The following is a 20,051-nucleotide window of genomic DNA, read 5'->3' as shown; positions in this document are numbered from 1 at the left end:
AAAAAAACACAAAGATTTGGTTGAAATTTATAATTCATATGCAATTTTCAGAGAATACTCTGAAAAAGGAATACAAATTGCTAAGGCAATTTGCATAAGTTCCGGTAGCCAAATTAAAATTTGGACCGTTACTTATCTAGTGATGATGGCGTAGAGGAAACACTCCTTTCCATTCCGAACAGGAAAGTTAAGCTCTACAGCGTCGATGGTACTGCATGGGAGACTGTGTGGGAGAGTAGAACGTTGCTAGGTATGTGGCTCGATAGCTCAGTCGGTAGAGCAGAGGACTGAAAATCCTCGTGTCCCTGGTTCGATTCCTGGTCGAGCCACCAGGTATGGCGCTATAGCCAAGTGGTAAGGCAGAGGTCTGCAAAACCTTTATCCCCCGGTTCAAATCCGGGTGGCGCCTCCAAAAAATCCTACAAGAATTTCTTGTAGGATTTTTTTTGTGAACTTTTATAGAAGATGAAGTAATTATAAAATAAAAAGAAAGTATTGTAATAATTTAATTAATATTAAGATTTAAATAATACCTTCTTTTGAATAAGTAAATTAGTATCACTAAAAAACTCAAATTGAGCTCCTATTGGAATAGTAATATTAGGATAATCATGTCCTATCGGAATTCCATTAATTATAGGGATATTTAGAGGGACTAATTTTTGCCTTATAATTTCTTCTATTGAAAAATCAGTAGGTTTATTAATACAATCTGTAAAGTATCCTAAGAGTACTCCACAACTTTGTTGAAGTTTTCCACAGGAAATAAGTTGGGATAACATTCTATCCACAGCATAAGGACTTTCATTAATATCTTCGATGAGTAAGATGTTGTTTTTAAAATCTATTTCGTATGGTGTTCCGATAGTTGAACATATTATTGATAAATTTCCACCAACTATACTACCGCTAAAATTTTTATTGTTAAATGTTATATAATTATCGGCACATAATTCTTTTAAATCGTACTGGATTTTAGAACTATTATTCTGCAAAACTTTTAAAAAGAATTCTTTTGTCATAATATCACTAAAGTTTGAAGTTATCATTGGACCATGAAAGGTAGGAAATTTACAAGTTCTATTTATATAATTTAATAATAAGGTTATATCACTATAGCCACAAAATATTTTTGGATTATTTCTAATAATCTTTAAATCTAAATAAGGAGCCATTCTAATTGAACCATAGCCCCCCCTAAGGCAAACTATAGCATCTACTTCTTTATCTGCAAACATAGAATTAAGATCTTCTGCACGACTTTTATCATTACCAGCTAGATATCCATATGAATCATATAAGTGCTCTGATTTTTTTATTTTAAATCCTAGTTTTTTAAAGATATCTATTTTATTATCAATAAAATCTTTTGACTCAGGAGATGCTGGAGCAATAATACCAACAGTAGAGGATTTAGTTAATGATTTCAATTTTAACAACATATACACCTACTTAAAATTATTTATATGTTAATATACTACCAAAAAAATAAAGCTAGTACTTCAACTAGCTTTATTTCTAAGAAAACATATCTTTTCTATATAATATATATGCAGTACCAAGGCTTAATATTAACGTTGCAATCATAGTAATTTCGAAGCCATACTCATTATGTATAAGTGGCATTCGAGTAAAATTCATTCCAAATAGTCCACCAATAACAGTAGGAATAGCCATTATTATGGTAACTGATGCTAAAACCTTCATAACTATATTTAAGTTGTTTGAAATAACAGAAGCAAAAAAGTCCATAGTACTGGCAAGTATGTTACTATATATTTCTGTCATCTCAATAGCTTGTTTATTTTCAATTATAACATCCTCTAATACATCTTGATCTTCTTCGTATTTTTGCATTATTTCTAATTTAAGCATCTTTTCTAATGTTATCTCATTAGCTTTAAGAGATGTTGAAAAGTAAACCAATGATTTTTCTAATGAATGCAGTTGAATCAATTCTCTATTCTTCATTGATTTATGTAATCTTTTTTCTATCATTAAACTTTTTTTATCGATTTGACGCAAGTAAATTAAGTAAGATGTTGATATTTTGTTTAATATTTGTAATATAAATCTTGATTTCTTAAATGAATAGAATGATTTAACTTTACCATTTATAAAATCTGTTAAAATACGACTATTTTTTAAACACACAGTAATAAGTTGCTTTTCTGTATGAATTATTGCTAAAGGATATGTGTCATATGTAAGAGAATTATCTTCCATCTCTGTGAAAGGAATATCAACTACAACTAATAAACAATTATCTTCTATATCTATACGAGAGGTTTCTTCATCATCAAGAGGAGCCTTTAAGAATGACAAAGGAACTCCTGTTTTTTTAGAAATTAAAATTAACTCTTCATCTGAAGGCGCTATAATATTGATCCAACAACCAGCTTCTAAATTATCAAGAACCTTTAATGTTGGATTTTGCTCGCTAATACTTTTGTAAATTTGTATCATAATTAACCTCCTTAAATAGATTCCAAAGTTAATTATACTATTAATATGGCCATTTGTAATACAATAAATAAATTTTATATAAAAATCATGTATATAATAAAAAAGATATATAGTGTTTATTTAAACGCTATATATCTTATATAGAGATTTATTTCTTATAGAATTCACTTTTTACTTCTGACAAAAGATTTTCATTCAGTATAATATCATATCCTGTAAATGATAATGATAGTGCAGCTTTCATAGCTTCATCAAATGCATAATCTGTTATAGTAGCTTTAGCAAAGTCCTTTGTACCATATTTTATATCTTCATTAGGGACTACAGAGATATATGGATGAATACAAGGAACCTTTTTACTTACTATTCCTAAACTTAATCCAGAATAAATATCTCTAGAGTCTGCAATGTTTATTATTCCATTTTCTTTTAAGTTATGACTAAATAATCTATTTAAAGTTCTATTTGTTACTAATTCCTCATTTTCAGGTTCATATAAAGAAATTGAATATTGTACTCTTATTAATTTAGAAACGTAAATAGCTATTTCTCTTAGCTTACTTTCAGCTATTTTTGCTATATCCATCTCTTTGGCTCGAATATAAAACTTAGCTTCAGATTCTAGCGGTAATAATAAAGGTGTAAATCCTCCATTAGATAAAATAGAATTGACTTCGACATCTTCAGGAAATCCTTTTAATAATGAATTTAGAATATTAAAAGTTAAAAGTATTCCATCTAATGAGGTATAAGTACCTTTATTCAAAAAACTTAACCCACTATGGCCTATAAATTTAATGCTTAAAGGAATTATTGCAGATGAACTTCCACTTTCAGAGGTCACAATATCAGGATGTGCAAGTAGTACTACATCTATATCATCAAATACTCCTTGCTTAACCATGACCGATTTTGTTCCCCCGAGATATTCACCTGGACACCCTATAATTATTACGCTTCCACCTATTTTTTCTATTATTGAACCTAAGGATAATGCAGCTGCAATTGAAGTAGTAGTTAATAAGTTATGACCAGTTAAATGCCCTTCACCTGGAACCGCATCATATTCACATATAAAACAAATCTTAGGACAGCCATTACCTTTAGAAGCATAAAATGATGTTTCTAAGTCTAAAAATTTTCTTTTCACATTAAAATTATTATTAATTAAAAAGTCGCAAATATAATTATAACCATTATACTCTTTATAACTTTCTTCTGGATTATTATATAAATAAGTGTTTAAATTTTTTATATCATCTTTATATTTTTCTAAATTACTAATCATTTCTTGTTTCATAGTATCGTCCTCCCAAATTATCTTACTTTTAAGTTTCCCTTAAATACAAATAATTATTTATTAAATATAACTTTTTAGAAAAGTATAAGAATACAATTATTAGGTGAGAATTATAATAAAAAATTATTATAAAAGGATGAGGTTATATGGATTTATTAATAAAAGGTATAGATAAAAATGAAAATAAATGTAAGGTTTGTGGAAATGAAATATATAGTGATATAATTATAGAAAAAAGCTTATTATGTCAATACTGCAACAATAAGATATCTAATATAAGCGTAGAGGATTTTGAATACGATTATTATAAGGAAAAGGTTAAATGTTGGCTTTTAAGTAACTATAATATAAAATGATATGAGGTATAAATAAATGAACAGAGGAAAATTTATAGTATTTGAAGGTGGAGAAGGATCTGGTAAAAGTACAATTTTAGAAATGATATATGAATATTTAATTGAGAATAATATAAATTGTATAAAAACAAGAGAACCAGGTGGAATACAAATATCAGAAGACATAAGAAAAATAATATTAGATACTAAAAATACTAGTATGGATGGGAAAACAGAAGCTTTATTATATACAGCAGCAAGAAGACAACATTTAGTAGAAAGAGTTGTACCAAAGTTGAATGATGGTGTAATAGTTCTATGTGACAGATTTATATATTCATCATTAGCTTATCAAGGATATGCAAGAGGTATAGGAATGAGTGACATATATCAAATAAATAAGTTTGCAGTTGGAGAGTACATGCCTGACTTAAACATTTTATTTGATGTGTCCCCACAAATAGGATTATCAAGAATAAATAAAAATAAAGGTAGAGAAGTAAATAGATTAGATTTAGAAAAAATGGACTTTCATAATAAGGTTAGGGAAGGTTACCATAAGCTATACGAAGGTAACAAAGATAAATTTATAAAAATAGACGCTGAAAAATCAATAGAAGAGGTCTTTAGTGAAGTTAAGGAAATAATTATTAACTTTATTGAATAAAATATAGTATAGAAAAATTTTTTTAATTAATTTTTATCTCTTTTATGATAGAATATTGTTAAAGGAGTATAAATTTATTGGAGGGGTTAATATGAAGTTAGTAATAGCTATGGTCCAAGACGATGATGCTTTAGATTTAGTTGATGCAATGACAGAGGCTGGATTTAGAGTTACTAAATTAGCATCTACTGGAGGATTCTTAAAATCAGGAAATACAACATTAATTATAGGGGTAGAAGAAAGTAAAGTTAAAGATGTTATAGATGTTGTAGAAGATATTTGTAAAACTAGAAAGCAAATTATAACAACACCAACTCCTATTACAGGAAATGTTGACATGTATATGTCTTATCCTATAGAAATTGAAGTTGGAGGGGCAACTGTATTTGTTATAGATGTAGATCAGTTTATTAAAATATAGTTACATTGGAGGGTGTAATGGGACATTTTATTGGACATGAAAGAATAATTGAAAGTTTAAGAAAAAGAATATTAACCGGAGAAATTTCCCATGCACATATAATTGTTGGAGAAGATGGTATTGGAAAAAGTAATTTAGCTAAATTAATAGCAATAAATATATTAGGCGGTCATCAAGATAGAAATTATGTTGATATTGTAAATTATAGATGTAAAAAGTCTTCCTTTGGAGTAGATGATGTAAGAGACGTAGTAGATGAGGTAAGTAAGAAGCCATTTGAGGGAGATAAGAAGGTTATAATAATTCATGATGGAAATAAGATGACAGTGCAAGCTCAAAATGCTCTTTTAAAAACTATAGAAGAGCCACCAAAAGGTGTATTTATAATTTTATTATGTGAAAGTTTAGAACTTATTTTGGATACTATAAAATCAAGATGTCAGATATATAAATTAACTCCACTAACAAAAGATGAAGTTAAGCTTTATATAGAAAGATTAGGAACAGAGAATTATAGTAACGAAGAAATTAAGGCTGCAATTTCATATAGTGAAGGTATTCCAGGAAAAGCGGAAAAGTTTTTAAGGGATTCTTCATTAAAGGATTTAAGAAATTTACTAATTGATTTGTTATATATATTAGTTAATGGAAATCTTCAAAAATTATTAGATTTTGAAGTTAAGATATTATCATATAAGGATAAAAAGGAAGAAATATTAAACATTTTAGCCTCCTTTATAAGAGATATAATTGTCTATAAAGAAGTAAATGAAATTAATGTAATAATAAATGGGGATAAAATAGAAAATATAAAACAATTAGCTATTGAAATGTCCTATAAGAAACTTAATAAAATTATTGATAAAATAGGAGAAGCTAGAAAAACAATATTAAGTAATTCTAATTTTCAATTAACTATTAGAGTAATGCTTATAGGATTTATGGAGGTTTAATAATGATAAAAGTTGTAGGTATAAGATTTAAAAAAGCCGGTAAGATATATTATTTTGATCCAAATGGATTAAGCATAAAAAAAGGTGATTTTGCGGTTGTAGAAACAGCAAGAGGAATAGAGTTTGGGGAGTGTGTAATAGGTATTAAAGAAATATCCGAATCAGATATAGTAGCTCCTTTAAAAAGTGTTTTAAGAGTTGCCGAAGAGGAAGATATAAATAAACATAAAGATAATAAATTAAAAGAAAAAGACGCCTTAGAAATATGCTTAAAGAAAATAGAAGAGCATGCATTAAACATGAAATTAATAGATGTAGAGTACACTTTTGATAATAATAAGGTTATATTCTATTTTACAGCAGATGGAAGAGTTGATTTTAGAGAACTAGTTAAGGATTTAGCCACTATATTTAAAACAAGAATAGAGTTAAGACAAATCGGTGTTAGGGATGAAGCAAAGATGCTAGGTGGGTTAGGGCCTTGTGGAAGGTCACTTTGCTGTTCAACTTTTTTAGGCGATTTTGCATCAGTATCTATAAAAATGGCAAAGGAACAAAACTTGTCACTTAATCCAACTAAAATATCAGGAATATGTGGAAGACTTATGTGTTGTTTAAATTATGAACAAAGTACATATGAAGATATAAGAAAGAGATTACCTAAAGTTGAATCAATTGTCAAAATAGGTGATGTAAAAGGAGAAGTAGTAGGTAACAATATAGTTAAGGAAAGTATAAAGGTTAAATATAGAAGAGGCGATGAAGAAGTTATAGAAGAGTTTAAAATAGACAATATTGAGCTTATAGAAGGTAGTTATGAAGATTCAGTAGATGAATCGGATATAAAGCTAGAAATTGAATCACCAGAGGATAAAAAGTTATTAAAAGATCTTATTAAAGAGAATTAAAGGGGGAAGCTGAATGAAGTCAGTATTAAAGATAGCTAATCTTAATACAAATAAGGATGTTATTAACATAAGAGAAGCTATATCACATAATGAAGGGGTTGTTGCTTGCGAAATCAATTTAGATAAGCAAGAAGTAAATGTAGTATATGATGATAAAAGTATAAGAGTTGATGAAATAGCAATATCAATTGAAGAAGCAGGATATAGTGTAATCTAAAGTCTATCATCAATATTGTATAAATTCTTCTTAAGCCTTTTAAAATTTAAATCATTGTGATAAAATAGATTGTGAAATAAATTCATAATATTAGGAGGTGCTTTTATGGCATTTAAGATTGAAGATTCATGTGTAAACTGTGGCGCATGTGCTGCAGAATGTCCAGTTAATGCTATAAGTCAAGGAGATACTCAATTCGTTATCGATGAGGATACTTGCATAGATTGTGGAAACTGTGCAAATGTTTGTCCAGTAGGAGCTCCAGTACAAGCATAATTTACATAAAGAACCGCTAATTTAGCGGTTCTTTATTTTTATGTTGATAATAGTATGACAGAGCATTTATCTCCAAAAGATAAATCATCTGAATATATGGTACTACAATCATAAGAGAAGATGTTTTTTATAGAAGATAAGAATTTATGAGGGCCATCTAAATAAAAATATTCGGAAGAATTTTTAAAACACATTGGAATTATATATTTTGGCTTTAAATTTATTGCAAGTCTAGCAGCTGAAAATCCATCTAAGCAAAAGTGCCCACCAATTGGAATAAACAAAAAATCTAAATCTGATAATTTACTTAATAAATTATTGTCAAGTCTATGTCCAAGAGAACCTAAATGACAAATCTTAAAACCATCAATATTTAGATAATAAATTATATTTTCTCCACGTTTAAAACCATTAAGATCATCTTTAAATGTCTCATAACCATCTAAGTTTATAAAATCATTAGAAAATGAACAGGGAGAATTTATTATTATGCAATCTTTATCAATAAATTTATTAATAATTTCATTATTATGGGTATGACTAAATGTAATTATATCTGGTTTTAAATCATACTTTTCTATATAAGGATATATTTGCATGGGGTCTAAAAGGATTCTTTTACCGATTGAGTTCTTTATCAAGAAACTTGTGTTACCTATCCACTTAATTTCCATATTTAATCACCTCTTTATATAGTTTGAGTAAAAGTTGTAATATAATTCATATTCTTACTAAAGATAATAAAATTTATAAAATGGACATATTAAGATTTATAATATATAATAAAAGTCAAAGAAGGTCAGTTTTAAAATGAAGTTTAAGAAGGTGAAAATATGGCAAGAATTTCAGATACAATAGAGAATTTTATAAAAGATATGATAAAGCAAGAAAGAGAAAGACAAGTATCAATTCAAAGAAATGAATTAGCAGATAAATTTTCATGTGCACCATCACAAATAAATTATGTACTAACAACTAGGTTTACTTATGAGAAGGGTTATATAATAGAAAGTAAAAGAGGTGGCGGGGGCTGCATAGTAATTAAAAAAATAACATACGATGATAAGGACGAGAGAGTAGACTTAATAAATACTTCAATTGGCGAAAGTATAACATATGGAAACGCATTATCTATATTAAATCATTTAAGGGACACTAATAGTATTACAGAAAAAGAATATGAAATAATAAAGATATCCTTAAATGATAGGACATTAGTAAATGTTGAAGATAAAAATAAGTTAAGATCTCAAATACTTAAAGGAATTATTACAGTAGTATTATCGTAAGATAATTTAAATAGCCAAAATTTATCTGAAGATTGTTAAGTTTAGCAATAGGGTATGGAGGTATGTATGGTTTTTGGGAAGTTTAATGAGAGAGCACAATTAGTACTTGTAGAGGCTCAGAAGGAATCACAATATTTTAAACATGGGTATATAGGAACAGAACATATTCTTTTAGGGATACTAAAAGAAGGTGGATATGCAAAACAAGTATTATATGTTAATGGAGCTACCATTGATAAGGTTAAAAGGCTCATAGAGGATTATCTTGGTTTTGGGGATATAGATATATCAGTAGGAGAAATGTTGTTAAATCCAAGAACAAAAAGATTATTTGATGATAGTTTAATTAAAGCAAGGATGTATGATCATAAATATATAAATCCTGAGCATATTTTATTAGCATTAATAGATGATACAGAAGGTATAGCTTATACTATGCTTTCAAATTTAAAATTAGATTTAAAGTTTATAAAAAATGAGATAAGTGATTATTTATATAAAAAAGAAGCAGAAGAAATAAAAATAGAAGATAAAAATAAGAGAAAAAGTATAAAAACACCTTTATTAAATCAGTATGGAAGAAATCTTACTGATATGGCGAGGGAAGGCTCCTTAGATCCAGTAATAGGCAGAGAGAGTGAAAATAAGAGAATACTAGAAATATTATGTAGAAGAATAAAAAATAATCCTTGTTTAATAGGAGAGCCTGGAGTTGGAAAAACAGCTGTGATAGAAGGATTAGCGCAAAGAATAATTAGTGGAAATGTTCCAGATATTCTAAAGGATAAAATATTAATTTCGCTAGACTTAACTTCTATGGTAGCAGGTTCTAAATATAGAGGAGAATTTGAAGATAGATTAAAAAAAGTTATAGATGAAATAAGAAGTTCTCAAGATATAATAATATTTATAGATGAAATTCATACTATAGTTGGTGCGGGAGGTGCAGAAGGTGCAATAGATGCTGCAAATATTTTAAAACCTGCATTAGCAAGAGGCGAAATAAAATGTATTGGTGCTACAACAATAGATGAATACAGAAAATATATAGAAAAAGATTCTGCTTTAGAGAGAAGATTTCAACCTGTTATAATAGAAGAACCATCAAAGGAAGAAACCCTAGAGATATTAAAAGGGCTTAGGGAAAAATATGAGTTACATCATATGGTAAGAATAGAAGATGAAGCTTTAGAAGCTGCTGTGGATCTATCTGATAGATATATAACGGATAGATTTATGCCTGATAAGGCAATAGATTTAATAGATGAAGCTTCAGCAAAAGTAAGAATAGAAAATTTGATATCACCACCAGATATAAAAGAATTACAAATAAAAATAAAAGAAATTACAAAAGAGAAAGAGATGTCAATAAAGAATCAAGACTTTGAAAGAGCTGCATATCTAAGGGATAAAGAAAAAGAATTAATAAGTAATTTAGATGACTTAAAAATAAATTTGAATAATAATGAATCTAATAGTTATGTAGTAAATAAAGAACAAGTTGCAAGAGTAGTGTCTATTTGGTCTAGAATTCCGTTAGAAAAACTAACAGAACAAGAATCAGAGAAACTATTAAAGCTGGAGGATTTATTGCATAAAAGAGTAGTAGGTCAAAAGGAAGCAGTAATGGCTGTAGCTAAAGCAGTAAGAAGAGCAAGGGTAGGACTAAAAGATCCTAATAGGCCAATAGGAACTTTTGTATTTTGTGGACCTACTGGGGTTGGTAAAACAGAATTATCTAATGCACTAGCAGAAGCTATGTTTGGAGATAAAAAGAACTTAATAAGAATTGATATGTCTGAATATATGGAAAAGCATTCTGTATCTAGATTAGTTGGAGCACCTCCAGGATATATTGGATATGAAGAAGGAGGGCAGCTAACAGAGGCTGTTAGAAGAAATCCATATTCGGTAATTTTATTAGATGAAATAGAAAAAGCTCATCCAGATGTATTTAATATATTACTACAAGTAATGGAAGATGGAAGATTAACGGATAGTAAAGGAAGAATTGTAAATTTTAAGAATACTATTGTTATAATGACTTCTAATGTAGGAGCACATGATATTAAAAAACAAAGTACTATGGGATTTTCAACTTCAAGCAGTATAGATGATAGTGAATATGAAAAAATGAAAAAAAGTATTATGGATGAAGTAAAAAAACAATTTAAGCCAGAATTCATAAATAGAATAGATGATATAATAATTTTCCATAAGCTAAAAGATAATGATATATTGAAAATAGTTAACCTAATGTTAAATAGCACCATAGATAAGTTGAAGGAAAGAAAAATAACTATTAATTTAAACGAAGAAAGTAAAAAGTTTCTAGTAAATAAAGGAGTAGATATAAATTATGGAGCTAGGCCTTTAAGAAGAATAATAGCAAAAGAACTTGAAGATAAGTTAAGTGAAGAAATGTTAAAGGGATATATAAAGGGTGGAGATAATCTACAAGTACATTGTAATGGAGAGGAACTTTATTTCGAGCATATATCATAGTATAAAGAGAAGATTTTCTTTTGAGAAAAATCTTCTCTTGTTTTTTGTAATTTTCTTATTTTCTTCCTTTAGTTTTTTATTAATAATTTATAGATTATAGAGTAATAATATTAGAGAAGATAAATTAATCAACATAAGTAAGAAAAATTATTATTTAAAAATAGTTGCATTTTAACTTATAGAAGCATATAATTAAATCAAAGAATATACCCTGGGGGGTAGAAGGAGTAAATTATGAATAAAGAAATTAAACATAAAGAATTAGTGATAATAGGCGGTGGACCAGCTGGGTTAACTGCAGCTATATATGCAACAAGAGCTAAACTAGACATGCTTTTATTAGAAGATCAAATATTAGGCGGACAGGTTAGAAATAGCTATACAATTGAAAATTATCCTGGATTTAAAAAGGTTTCAGGCACAGAATTAGCAGATTTAATGCAACAACAAGCAGAAGAGCTTGGAGCACAAATAGATGAATTTGATATGGTTGAAAAGGTTGATTTTAGTGGAGAAGAAAAAGTAATTGAAACTAATAGTTATATATATAAAACAAAAACAGTAATAATAGCAACAGGGGCTACTCCTAAAAAATTACCTATTCCAAATGAAGAAAAGTTCTCAGGAAAAGGGGTTCATTATTGTGCAGTTTGCGATGGAGCAATGTATGATGGAAAAATAGTTGGAGTTGTAGGCGGAGGAAATTCTGCATTAGAAGAAGCATTATTTCTAACTAAGTTTGCGACCAAAGTAGTTATGATAAGGAGACACAATTATTTTAATGGAGAAAAGGCTACAATTGAAGAAGTCATGAATCATCCTAAGATAGAGGTTTTATTCAATGAAGATTTAGTTGATGTGGATGGAAAAGATTTTGTAGAAAAGGCTATAATAAAGAATTCTAAAGATGGATCTGAAAAGGAAATTCCTATGGATGCTATATTTGGATTTATAGGAACAGTACCGAAGACAGATCATTTTAAGGATTATATAAATTTAACTTCTAATGGTTATATTAAAGCTGATGAAGGTATGAGAACTAATGTAGAAGGTGTGTATGTAGCAGGAGATGTCAGAGAAAAGGAATATAGACAAATAACAACAGCTGTTGCAGATGGAACTATAGCAGCACTACAAGCTGAAAAGTATGTAGTAGAAAAGAAAAAATAATTAAAGAAAGATTAAAGGAGAGATATTATGATAAAAATATATTCAACATCATGGTGCCCATCATGTGTTAAAGCAAAGAGATTTTTTGAAATGAAGGGTTGGGAATATAAAGAGATTAATGTAGCTGATAAGCACGAGGATAGAGAGGAAGTTTTCAAGGTATCAGGGCAAAGAACTGTACCTGTAATTGATATAGATGGTGAGATAATAGTTGGATTTGACAAGAATAAAATAGAATTAGCTAAGGTAGGTAGATGAATATGTTTAGTTGTATAAGGGGCAAAGAAAGAACATTTAGAAATTTAGTAAACGGAGAATGGCTTAGTAGTGAAAGTGGAAAGTTTATAGAAATATATTCACCAATAGGCGAAAATTGCCTAGTTGGAAAGGTTCCAGCGATGACAAAAGAAGAAGTAGATCAGTCTATAAAAAGTGCTAAAATAGCACAAAATGAGTGGAGAAATGTTCCAGTAAGTAAAAGAGCAGATATATTATATAAAGCTGCCGATATATTAGTAGAGAAATTAGATGATATTGCAGATATAATGATGAGAGAAATAGGTAAAGATAGAAAAAGTTCTGAATCAGAAATTTTAAGGTCAGCTGACTATATAAGATTTACTGCTGATACAGCAAAAAACTTATCAGGAGAAAGTATTCCAGGAGATAGTTTTCCAGGATTTAAAAGAAATAAAATATCAATAGTAACTAGAGAACCATTAGGAGTAGTTTTAGCTATATCTCCATTTAATTATCCAATAAATTTAGCAGCATCAAAGATAGCACCAGCAATAGTTGCAGGAAACTCTGTTGTTTTAAAACCAGCTACTCAAGGCAGCTTATGTGGTTTATATCTTGCTAAGGTTTTTGAGCAAGCAGGTGCGCCAGCTGGGGTATTAAACACTATAACTGGAAGAGGTAGTGATATAGGTGACTATATAGTTACACATCCTGAAATAGATTTTATAAACTTTACAGGAAGTACAGATGTCGGAACTAAAATATCAAGAATAACAGCAATGGTTCCTTTACTTATGGAACTAGGAGGAAAAGATGCAGCTATAGTTTTAAAGGATGCAGATTTAGATCTTGCAGCATCTAATATAGTTGCAGGAGCATATTCTTACTCAGGACAAAGATGTACAGCAGTAAAAAGAATTTTAGTTGTAAATGAAGTTGCAGATAAGTTGGTTGAGAAAGTTAAAGAAAAAGTTGAGAAATTAAAAGTCGGAAATCCTTTAGAAGAAGATGTTGATATAGTACCGTTAATTGATGAAAGATCAGCAGACTTTGTTTGGGAGCTTATAGATGAAGCTAGAGAGAAAGGTGCACATTTGCTGGTTGGAGGAAAAAGAGATGGTAATATGATCTATCCAACTCTATTTGATAATGTAACTACAGATATGAGATTAGCTTGGGAAGAACCATTTGGACCAGTTTTACCTATAATAAGAGTTAAAGATAAAGATGAAGCAATAGAAATTGCAAATAAATCAGAATATGGATTACAATCATCTGTATTTACTGAAAATATAAATGAAGCATTTTATGTGGCTGATAGATTAGAAGTAGGTACAGTTCAAGTTAATAACAAAACTGAAAGAGGACCAGATCATTTCCCATTCTCAGGAGTTAAGGCATCTGGAATTGGTACACAAGGTATTAGATATTCCATAGAAGCTATGTCAAGACCAAAGGCAACAGTAATTAATATAGTAAGATAATTAAAATGTGCTATAGCACAACTAAAAAATAAAGGGATGTCTCAGACATCCCTTTTTATTTTAAAATATAATAATTATTTTATCTTAAACATTTAAAGCTGAATCAATAGCATTTTTATCAAATCCAACTATAATAGTTCCATTTATATCTAATACAGGAACTCCCATTTGTTTTGACTTGCTAATCATTTCATCTCTAGCTGTCATATCTTCTTGTACATTTAAATCTTCAAATTCAACATTAACTGATTTTAAGTAATTTTTTGCTTTTACGCACCATGGACAAGAATTTGTACTGTAAACTTTAACCATTAGTCAAACACTCCTTTTCTTTTTAATAAATAATTAGTATCGTTTAATATAGATTTTACATCATTTTTGCCATAAATACAATTAATATCTTTTATTTTATTAAAATAAAGAATATGGTATTATATCAATGGGAAAATATAAAATAAATCTATTTAATGATATTTTGATCTTCTAGGTTTGAATTGAGAATCATGTTATCTAAAGATGTATCTACATAGTTGGACATTAGATTTTCAGATAAATTTTTTTTAGAATTCTCTTTTAATATATTCCTAGATTGAACATTAGAAAAATAGTTTTTATTAATCATAAAATCATCTCCTTGATGGTTTATAAACTTATTTTTTGCAAAATTTTAATTTTTATAACAAATTAAATAAATTATGCAACTGGTCTAGACATCTATAACAATTTTTAATATAATATTTATAGGAGGCTTAATAATGATAGATAAAAGTAGTCCAATTCCAGTTTATTATCAACTTAAAAATGATTTAATATCAAAGATATCTGAAGGAGTATGGAAACCAGGTGAATGTATAGCAAGCGAAAGAGAGCTATGTGAAGTTTATGGTGTTAGTAGAATGACTATAAGACAAGCAATTGGAGAGTTAGTACAAGAAGGAGTTCTTTTAAGGATTAAGGGAAAAGGTACCTATGTTTGTGAACAAACCCTTAAACAACAAGACATGATGAGTTTTACAGAAATAATAAAACAAATGGGAAAAGAACTTAGATCAGAAGTTGTTGAATTCTGCAAAATAAATACACCAGAACATTTGGCAGATATATTTTCATTAGATGAATTATATAAAATCAAAAGAAAGCGTATAGTTGATGATGAATGTGTCGCTTTAGAAACAGTATATATACCTGTAGACTATTGCGGATATATTGATATGGAAATGTTAAATGGATCTTTATTTAAAATATTAGAAGGTTTCGGATATACAGTAGACTATTCTCAATCATCAATAGCATCAGTAATAATGGATGATGAATTAAAAAATATATTTAGTGTAGATAAACAAGTACCTATGCTAAAAATTATAAGCAAGACCTATGATCATAATAATAAAATGATATTTTTAGAAGAAGCTATTTATAGATCTGACAAATTTATTTTACAAGTAAATATATCGAGACGAGAGGGGAAAATACGATGAAACTAATAATAACTAAAAATTATGAAGAACTAAGTAAAAAAGCAGCTGATGAGATGGCAGATATAATAAAAAGCAATCCTAAAGCAATATTAGGATTAGCAACTGGCGGATCTCCAATGGGAATGTATAAGGAATTAATAAAAATGAACAAGGAAGGAAAGGTAGACTTTTCAAATGTTACTACAGTAAATCTAGATGAATATATCGGATTAAGTGGTGACCATCCTCAAAGCTATAGATATTTTATGAATGAAAATTTATTTAATCATATTAATATAGATAAGACCAATACTTACGTTCCAAATGGATTAGCTAAAAACATAGAAGAAGAGTGTAAAGAATATGATGCTAGAATAACCGAACTAGGTGGCACAGATGTTCAACTATTAGGAATAGGGAATAATGGACACATAGCATTTAATGAACCAGATAATGAATTATTATCAGGAACTCATTTAACAAAATTAACAGAAGATACTATAAAAGCTAATGCTAGATTTTTTGAATCAATAGATGAAGTTCCAACCCAAGCCTTAACTATGGGCCTTGGTGGAATAATGAGATCAAAGAAGATAATAGTTATAGCAAGTGGTGAAAGTAAAGCTGAAGCTGTAAAAGCAATGGTAAGTGGGAAAATAAGTACAAATATGCCAGCATCAATGTTACAAATGCACAGAAATGTTACAGTTATAGTTGATGAAGCAGCAGCAAAATTATTATAAAATGTAAATACTAAAGATTATTAAGGAATGTAATGCTATTATAAATAGATTACATTCCTTTTTTATTCTTTAGAAATTATAAAAGGTTTATTATATGGGTAACTATTTATAATTTTTTTCTTTTGGTTGGTTAAAGGACATATTGAAATTTACATTGACTTGAAGTAAGAAAATTTACATATGACCTTTATTATAAATATTGGTTTTTATAATATTGTTATGATATAGTTATTTTATAATTGAGTTAATATATAGGTGGAAATAAATATTCAATTAAATTATATGGTAAGCTATTAGATTCACTATTCGGGAGCTTATATCAAAGTTAAAAAGTTATATGACTCCAATTTTAATATCTTACAAGAATAACTATGTTAACTATTTAGTATTACATTATTTTAATTATAAGTATTATTAATTTAACTATATATTGATTATAATATTAAATATAAAAGTAAATAAGATTGGTAGGTAAAATTTATGGCTAAGATTAAATCCATGTTTGTTTGTCAAGAATGTGGATATGAGTCTCCTAAGTGGCTGGGGAAATGTCCAGATTGTAACAAATGGAATACTTTAGTTGAAGAAGTAAAGGAAACTCACAAAGAAATTAAAAGTAAAGTTAATAACTTAAGGGTTTTAGATAATATGCCTAAAAGTATAGGGCAAATTAAATCAGGAGAAAAACAAAGATATGATACTGGACTGCGAGAATTAAATAGAGTATTGGGAGGCGGTTTAGTAAGGGGATCTTTAACATTAATATCAGGAGATCCTGGTATAGGGAAATCTACTTTGCTATTACAAACAGCAAACTCAATATCCAAATCGTACGGGAAAGTACTATATGTTTCTGGAGAAGAGTCTGAAGAGCAAATTAAAATCAGAGGAGACAGGTTGGATGTTAATGCTGAACAATTATATATATTATCAGAAACCAACCTGGATCTAATAGAAGCGTATATAGATGAATTACAACCTGTTTTTGTAATAATTGATTCTATACAAACTGTATATAAGGAATCAATAACATCTGCTCCAGGAAGTGTATCTCAAGTAAAGGAATGTTCTAATGCTATAATGAGAATAGGTAAAAATAAGAATATACCATTATTCATAGTAGCTCATGTTACTAAACAAGGTGAACTTGCAGGACCAAGAGTTCTTGAGCATATGGTTGATACAGTATTATATTTTGAGGGAGAGCGTACAGAAGAATTTAGAGTTCTTAGAACTATGAAAAATCGTTTTGGAACAACTAGTGAAATAGGAGTTTTTGAAATGGCAGAAGAAGGATTAAAGGAAATATATGATCCTTCGAGAATATTTTTAGAGGATACTAACTTTAATCAAGAAGGTTCAGCAGTTATAGGAATAATGGAAGGCACTAGACCGATACTTGTTGAAATGCAAGCCTTAGCTACAGAAACAAATATGCACATGGCTAGCAGAACAGCCGTGGGAATAGATAGTCAAAGGTTAAGACTTATATTAGCTGTACTTGAAAAAAAATTAAGAGTCCCATTCTACAAGTATGATGTGTATGTAAATGTTGTTGGAGGACTTACTTTAGATGGCACTACAGGAGATTTAGGTCTTGCACTAGGATTATTATCAAGTGTAAAAAATACAGGATTTAAGTTAGAACGAATGGTTATTGTAGGAGAAGTTGGACTTACAGGAGAAATAAGACCAGTTTCATCTTGTGATAGATTGATTAAAGAAGCAGAAAAAATGGGATTCAAAAATGCAATAATTCCTGAAAGAAATAAAGATAAGGTTACTAGCGCTTCTATGAATATAATAGGAGTAAGCAATTTAAGAGAGGCTATAAGTAAGATATTCTAACGGATTGGGTGAGTATATGAGAATAAAAGATGATGAAGAAATAAAAAGTATTTTAAAACTTATGAGTCCAGGAACAGCTTTAAGAGAAGGTTTAGAGAATATATTAAGAGCTAAAACTGGAGGATTAGTTGTTATTGGAGATGGTGAAGAGGTAATGAAGCTTGTAGATGGAGGCTTTAATATCAATTCAGAGTATTCACCAGCTTATGTTTATGAATTAGCAAAAATGGATGGTGCTATAGTAATAAGTGGAGATTTAAAAAGAATTCTTTGTGCTAACACACAGCTTGTGCCTGATCATTCTCTTACAACATATGAAACAGGAACAAGACATAGAACAGCTAATAGAGTTGCCAAACAAACTGGAAATATAGTTGTAGCAATTTCTCAAAGAAGAAATATAATAACTATTTATAAGGGAGACTTAAAATATGTTCTTCAAGAAAGTAGTGTTATATTAGCAAGAGCAAATCAGGCTATACAAACCTTAGAAAAGTATGTAACTGTATTAGAAAGAGTAATAAACAACCTAAATCTCTTGGAATTCCAGGACTTAACAACTGTCTTTGATGTTGTAACTGCAATACAAAGAACAGAAATGGTAATGAGAGTTGTAGAAGAAATTCAAAGATATATAGTTGAACTTGGGAATGAAGGAAGACTTATTTCTATGCAACTTAATGAGCTTATAAAATTTATAGAGAGAGATGGGATTTTATTAATAAGAGATTACTGCAAAGAAAAGGAAAGTTATGAAGATATATATAATCAAATTCAAATGCTTACTGCGGAAGAATTAGTTGATTTAGATTTAATAGCCAAAATATTAGGATATTCAGGAGTACCATTAGTAGACACGTTAATTTCTCCAAAGGGATATAGAATCTTATTTAAGGTTCCAAGAATTCCTGTATCAGTTATTGAAAATTTAGTTAAACATTTTAATGAGCTTAAATATGTTATTGAGGCAGATACTAATGAATTAGATAAAGTAGATGGAATAGGAGAAGCTAGAGCTAAAGCTATAAGAAGTGGATTAAGAAGAATAAAAGAACAAATATACTTAAAAAATGAAATTTAACAAAAATATGTATAAAAGTAAATAGAACTGAGAATAATAAAAAAGCAGGTAAAAACCTGCTTAAAGTTTATCTAAGTGTAAATTTACCCAGAATACTCATTTTATTTTCTTCCTTTAATAAGATATCGTATAGATTCAAATCCAAGCAATTACATAAAGAAGTAAGATAAAATAGATTATTTCCAATTTCATTTTCGATAATTTCACGACAATTATCACAAAGGGTTCCCTTAAGATGATTACTTAGTTCATAATTAAAATCATTAGTTTCGTCAGAAGGAATGCCTTGTTTCTCAGCACAAATTTGAATACAACCACAATTAGTAACGGCCTTTGCTATAGCTCTATTTACCCTAGAGCTAGATTCACTATATTTAGTTATTATATCTAAAATACTTTTATGGCGCAGTAATGATTCATTGACATCATTTTGAAAATTATCAAAAATTATATCTTTCATATGCCTCAACTCCTTAAAATCTATGGCTGTTTTTAAATAAAAGTATATTTTATTAAATAATAAAATATATAGGCTTAATTATTAAACAATAAAATTAATAAGATATTAAATAATTCAATACTTACTCAAGAAAATCAAATAAATAATATCGAGAATATTGCTTAATTTTTAAGCCTACAAAACTTAGTTTCACATAGATACTATAAATTAATTAAATATTTATTCATTAAA

At 28.6% G+C, this 20,051-nt stretch carries 22 protein-coding genes, 2 tRNA genes and 1 rRNA gene; 19 read left to right on the top strand and 6 right to left on the bottom strand.

The annotated features are described in order from the left end of the window. The first annotated feature begins 135 nt into the window (after positions 1 to 135). The 3 genes from rrf (at position 136) to A500_RS02125 (ending at position 412) form a co-directional block, all read left to right on the top strand. Positions 136 to 252, top strand: a 5S ribosomal RNA gene (gene rrf, locus A500_RS02135). Between the two features lie 4 nt (positions 253 to 256). Further along, positions 257 to 332, top strand: a tRNA-Phe gene (locus A500_RS02130). A 5-nt stretch (positions 333 to 337) separates the two neighbouring features. Beyond that, positions 338 to 412, top strand: a tRNA-Cys gene (locus A500_RS02125). 103 nt (positions 413 to 515) lie between these two features. On the opposite strand, the gene A500_RS02120 is transcribed toward A500_RS02125, so the two are convergent. The 3 genes from A500_RS02120 to A500_RS02110 all read right to left on the bottom strand — a co-directional run bounded on the left by A500_RS02120 (position 516) and on the right by A500_RS02110 (position 3,766). Then, complete coding sequence (locus tag A500_RS02120; protein WP_046999975.1) at positions 516 to 1,442, bottom strand: S66 peptidase family protein; 927 nt, start codon at positions 1,440 to 1,442, stop codon at positions 516 to 518. A gap of 76 nt (positions 1,443 to 1,518) precedes the next feature. Beyond that, positions 1,519 to 2,466 (bottom strand): magnesium transporter CorA family protein, encoded by a 948-nt coding sequence (locus A500_RS02115; RefSeq protein WP_016205939.1) that lies wholly within the window; start codon positions 2,464 to 2,466, stop codon positions 1,519 to 1,521. A gap of 148 nt (positions 2,467 to 2,614) precedes the next feature. Next, complete coding sequence (locus tag A500_RS02110; protein WP_016205938.1) at positions 2,615 to 3,766, bottom strand: zinc-binding metallopeptidase family protein; 1,152 nt, start codon at positions 3,764 to 3,766, stop codon at positions 2,615 to 2,617. A 146-nt stretch (positions 3,767 to 3,912) separates the two neighbouring features. Between A500_RS02110 and A500_RS02105 the strand changes: the two genes are divergently transcribed. The 7 genes from A500_RS02105 to A500_RS02075 all read left to right on the top strand — a co-directional run bounded on the left by A500_RS02105 (position 3,913) and on the right by A500_RS02075 (position 7,543). Beyond that, the gene (locus tag A500_RS02105) at positions 3,913 to 4,122 is read left to right on the top strand and encodes a sigma factor G inhibitor Gin (protein ID WP_016205937.1); all 210 of its coding nucleotides are present in this window, start codon (positions 3,913 to 3,915) and stop codon (positions 4,120 to 4,122) included. A 16-nt stretch (positions 4,123 to 4,138) separates the two neighbouring features. Next, positions 4,139 to 4,768 carry a dTMP kinase gene (gene tmk, locus A500_RS02100; RefSeq protein ID WP_016205936.1) on the top strand — a complete coding sequence of 210 codons (630 nt, stop codon included), beginning with the start codon at positions 4,139 to 4,141 and terminating at the stop codon, positions 4,766 to 4,768. Between the two features lie 91 nt (positions 4,769 to 4,859). Next, positions 4,860 to 5,189: a cyclic-di-AMP receptor gene (locus A500_RS02095; RefSeq protein ID WP_016205935.1), complete on the top strand. Its 330-nt coding sequence runs from the start codon at positions 4,860 to 4,862 to the stop codon at positions 5,187 to 5,189. 17 nt (positions 5,190 to 5,206) lie between these two features. Further along, positions 5,207 to 6,142 carry a DNA polymerase III subunit delta' gene (locus A500_RS02090; protein WP_016205934.1) on the top strand — a complete coding sequence of 312 codons (936 nt, stop codon included), beginning with the start codon at positions 5,207 to 5,209 and terminating at the stop codon, positions 6,140 to 6,142. Positions 6,143 to 6,144: 2 nt separating this feature from the next. After that, positions 6,145 to 7,050, top strand: a complete 906-nt coding sequence (locus A500_RS02085; protein WP_016205933.1) for a PSP1 domain-containing protein — start codon at positions 6,145 to 6,147, stop codon at positions 7,048 to 7,050. Between the two features lie 13 nt (positions 7,051 to 7,063). Then, a complete protein-coding gene (locus A500_RS02080; RefSeq protein WP_016205932.1) occupies positions 7,064 to 7,267 on the top strand; it encodes a heavy-metal-associated domain-containing protein in 204 nt (67 codons plus the stop codon). 105 nt (positions 7,268 to 7,372) lie between these two features. Next, a complete protein-coding gene (locus A500_RS02075; protein ID WP_008681251.1) occupies positions 7,373 to 7,543 on the top strand; it encodes a DUF362 domain-containing protein in 171 nt (56 codons plus the stop codon). Positions 7,544 to 7,581: 38 nt separating this feature from the next. Here A500_RS02075 and A500_RS02070 read toward each other — a convergent pair whose 3' ends face one another. After that, positions 7,582 to 8,217, bottom strand: coding sequence for an MBL fold metallo-hydrolase (locus A500_RS02070; RefSeq protein ID WP_016205931.1), 636 nt, complete (start codon positions 8,215 to 8,217; stop codon positions 7,582 to 7,584). Between the two features lie 159 nt (positions 8,218 to 8,376). Between A500_RS02070 and A500_RS02065 the strand changes: the two genes are divergently transcribed. The 5 genes from A500_RS02065 to A500_RS02045 all read left to right on the top strand — a co-directional run bounded on the left by A500_RS02065 (position 8,377) and on the right by A500_RS02045 (position 14,231). Then, positions 8,377 to 8,832, top strand: a complete 456-nt coding sequence (locus A500_RS02065; RefSeq protein WP_016205930.1) for a CtsR family transcriptional regulator — start codon at positions 8,377 to 8,379, stop codon at positions 8,830 to 8,832. Positions 8,833 to 8,898: 66 nt separating this feature from the next. After that, on the top strand, positions 8,899 to 11,337 hold the full coding sequence (locus A500_RS02060; protein ID WP_016205929.1) for an ATP-dependent Clp protease ATP-binding subunit: 2,439 nt from the start codon (positions 8,899 to 8,901) through the stop codon (positions 11,335 to 11,337). Positions 11,338 to 11,571: 234 nt separating this feature from the next. Beyond that, entirely contained in the window at positions 11,572 to 12,507 is a 936-nt protein-coding gene (gene trxB / locus A500_RS02055) for a thioredoxin-disulfide reductase (RefSeq protein ID WP_016205928.1), read from the top strand. 27 nt (positions 12,508 to 12,534) lie between these two features. Further along, positions 12,535 to 12,765 carry a glutaredoxin domain-containing protein gene (locus A500_RS02050; RefSeq protein WP_016205927.1) on the top strand — a complete coding sequence of 77 codons (231 nt, stop codon included), beginning with the start codon at positions 12,535 to 12,537 and terminating at the stop codon, positions 12,763 to 12,765. Positions 12,766 to 12,767: 2 nt separating this feature from the next. Further along, on the top strand, positions 12,768 to 14,231 hold the full coding sequence (locus A500_RS02045) for an NADP-dependent glyceraldehyde-3-phosphate dehydrogenase (RefSeq protein WP_016205926.1): 1,464 nt from the start codon (positions 12,768 to 12,770) through the stop codon (positions 14,229 to 14,231). Positions 14,232 to 14,315: 84 nt separating this feature from the next. Here A500_RS02045 and A500_RS02040 read toward each other — a convergent pair whose 3' ends face one another. After that, positions 14,316 to 14,543: a glutaredoxin family protein gene (locus tag A500_RS02040; protein WP_016205925.1), complete on the bottom strand. Its 228-nt coding sequence runs from the start codon at positions 14,541 to 14,543 to the stop codon at positions 14,316 to 14,318. Between the two features lie 443 nt (positions 14,544 to 14,986). Between A500_RS02040 and A500_RS02035 the strand changes: the two genes are divergently transcribed. The 4 genes from A500_RS02035 (at position 14,987) to disA (ending at position 19,360) form a co-directional block, all read left to right on the top strand. Then, on the top strand, positions 14,987 to 15,709 hold the full coding sequence (locus A500_RS02035; RefSeq protein ID WP_016205924.1) for a GntR family transcriptional regulator: 723 nt from the start codon (positions 14,987 to 14,989) through the stop codon (positions 15,707 to 15,709). Then, positions 15,706 to 16,431 (top strand): glucosamine-6-phosphate deaminase, encoded by a 726-nt coding sequence (gene nagB / locus A500_RS02030; protein WP_016205923.1) that lies wholly within the window; start codon positions 15,706 to 15,708, stop codon positions 16,429 to 16,431. Before A500_RS02035 ends, nagB begins: the two co-directional genes overlap by 4 nt. Positions 16,432 to 16,911: 480 nt before the next feature. Next, entirely contained in the window at positions 16,912 to 18,279 is a 1,368-nt protein-coding gene (radA, locus tag A500_RS02025; protein WP_016205922.1) for a DNA repair protein RadA, read from the top strand. A gap of 16 nt (positions 18,280 to 18,295) precedes the next feature. Further along, complete coding sequence (gene disA / locus A500_RS02020; RefSeq protein ID WP_016205921.1) at positions 18,296 to 19,360, top strand: DNA integrity scanning diadenylate cyclase DisA; 1,065 nt, start codon at positions 18,296 to 18,298, stop codon at positions 19,358 to 19,360. Between the two features lie 67 nt (positions 19,361 to 19,427). On the opposite strand, the gene A500_RS02015 is transcribed toward disA, so the two are convergent. Beyond that, complete coding sequence (locus A500_RS02015; RefSeq protein ID WP_016205920.1) at positions 19,428 to 19,820, bottom strand: nucleoside triphosphate pyrophosphohydrolase family protein; 393 nt, start codon at positions 19,818 to 19,820, stop codon at positions 19,428 to 19,430. Between the last annotated feature and the right edge of the window lie 231 nt (positions 19,821 to 20,051).

It is taken from the genome of Clostridium sartagoforme AAU1 (genome assembly GCF_000401215.1).
Classification (GTDB): Bacteria; Bacillota; Clostridia; order Clostridiales; family Clostridiaceae; genus Clostridium; species Clostridium sartagoforme.
The sequence above is the reverse complement of the archived record's forward strand: the minus strand, read 5'-3'. Positions and strand labels throughout refer to the sequence as shown.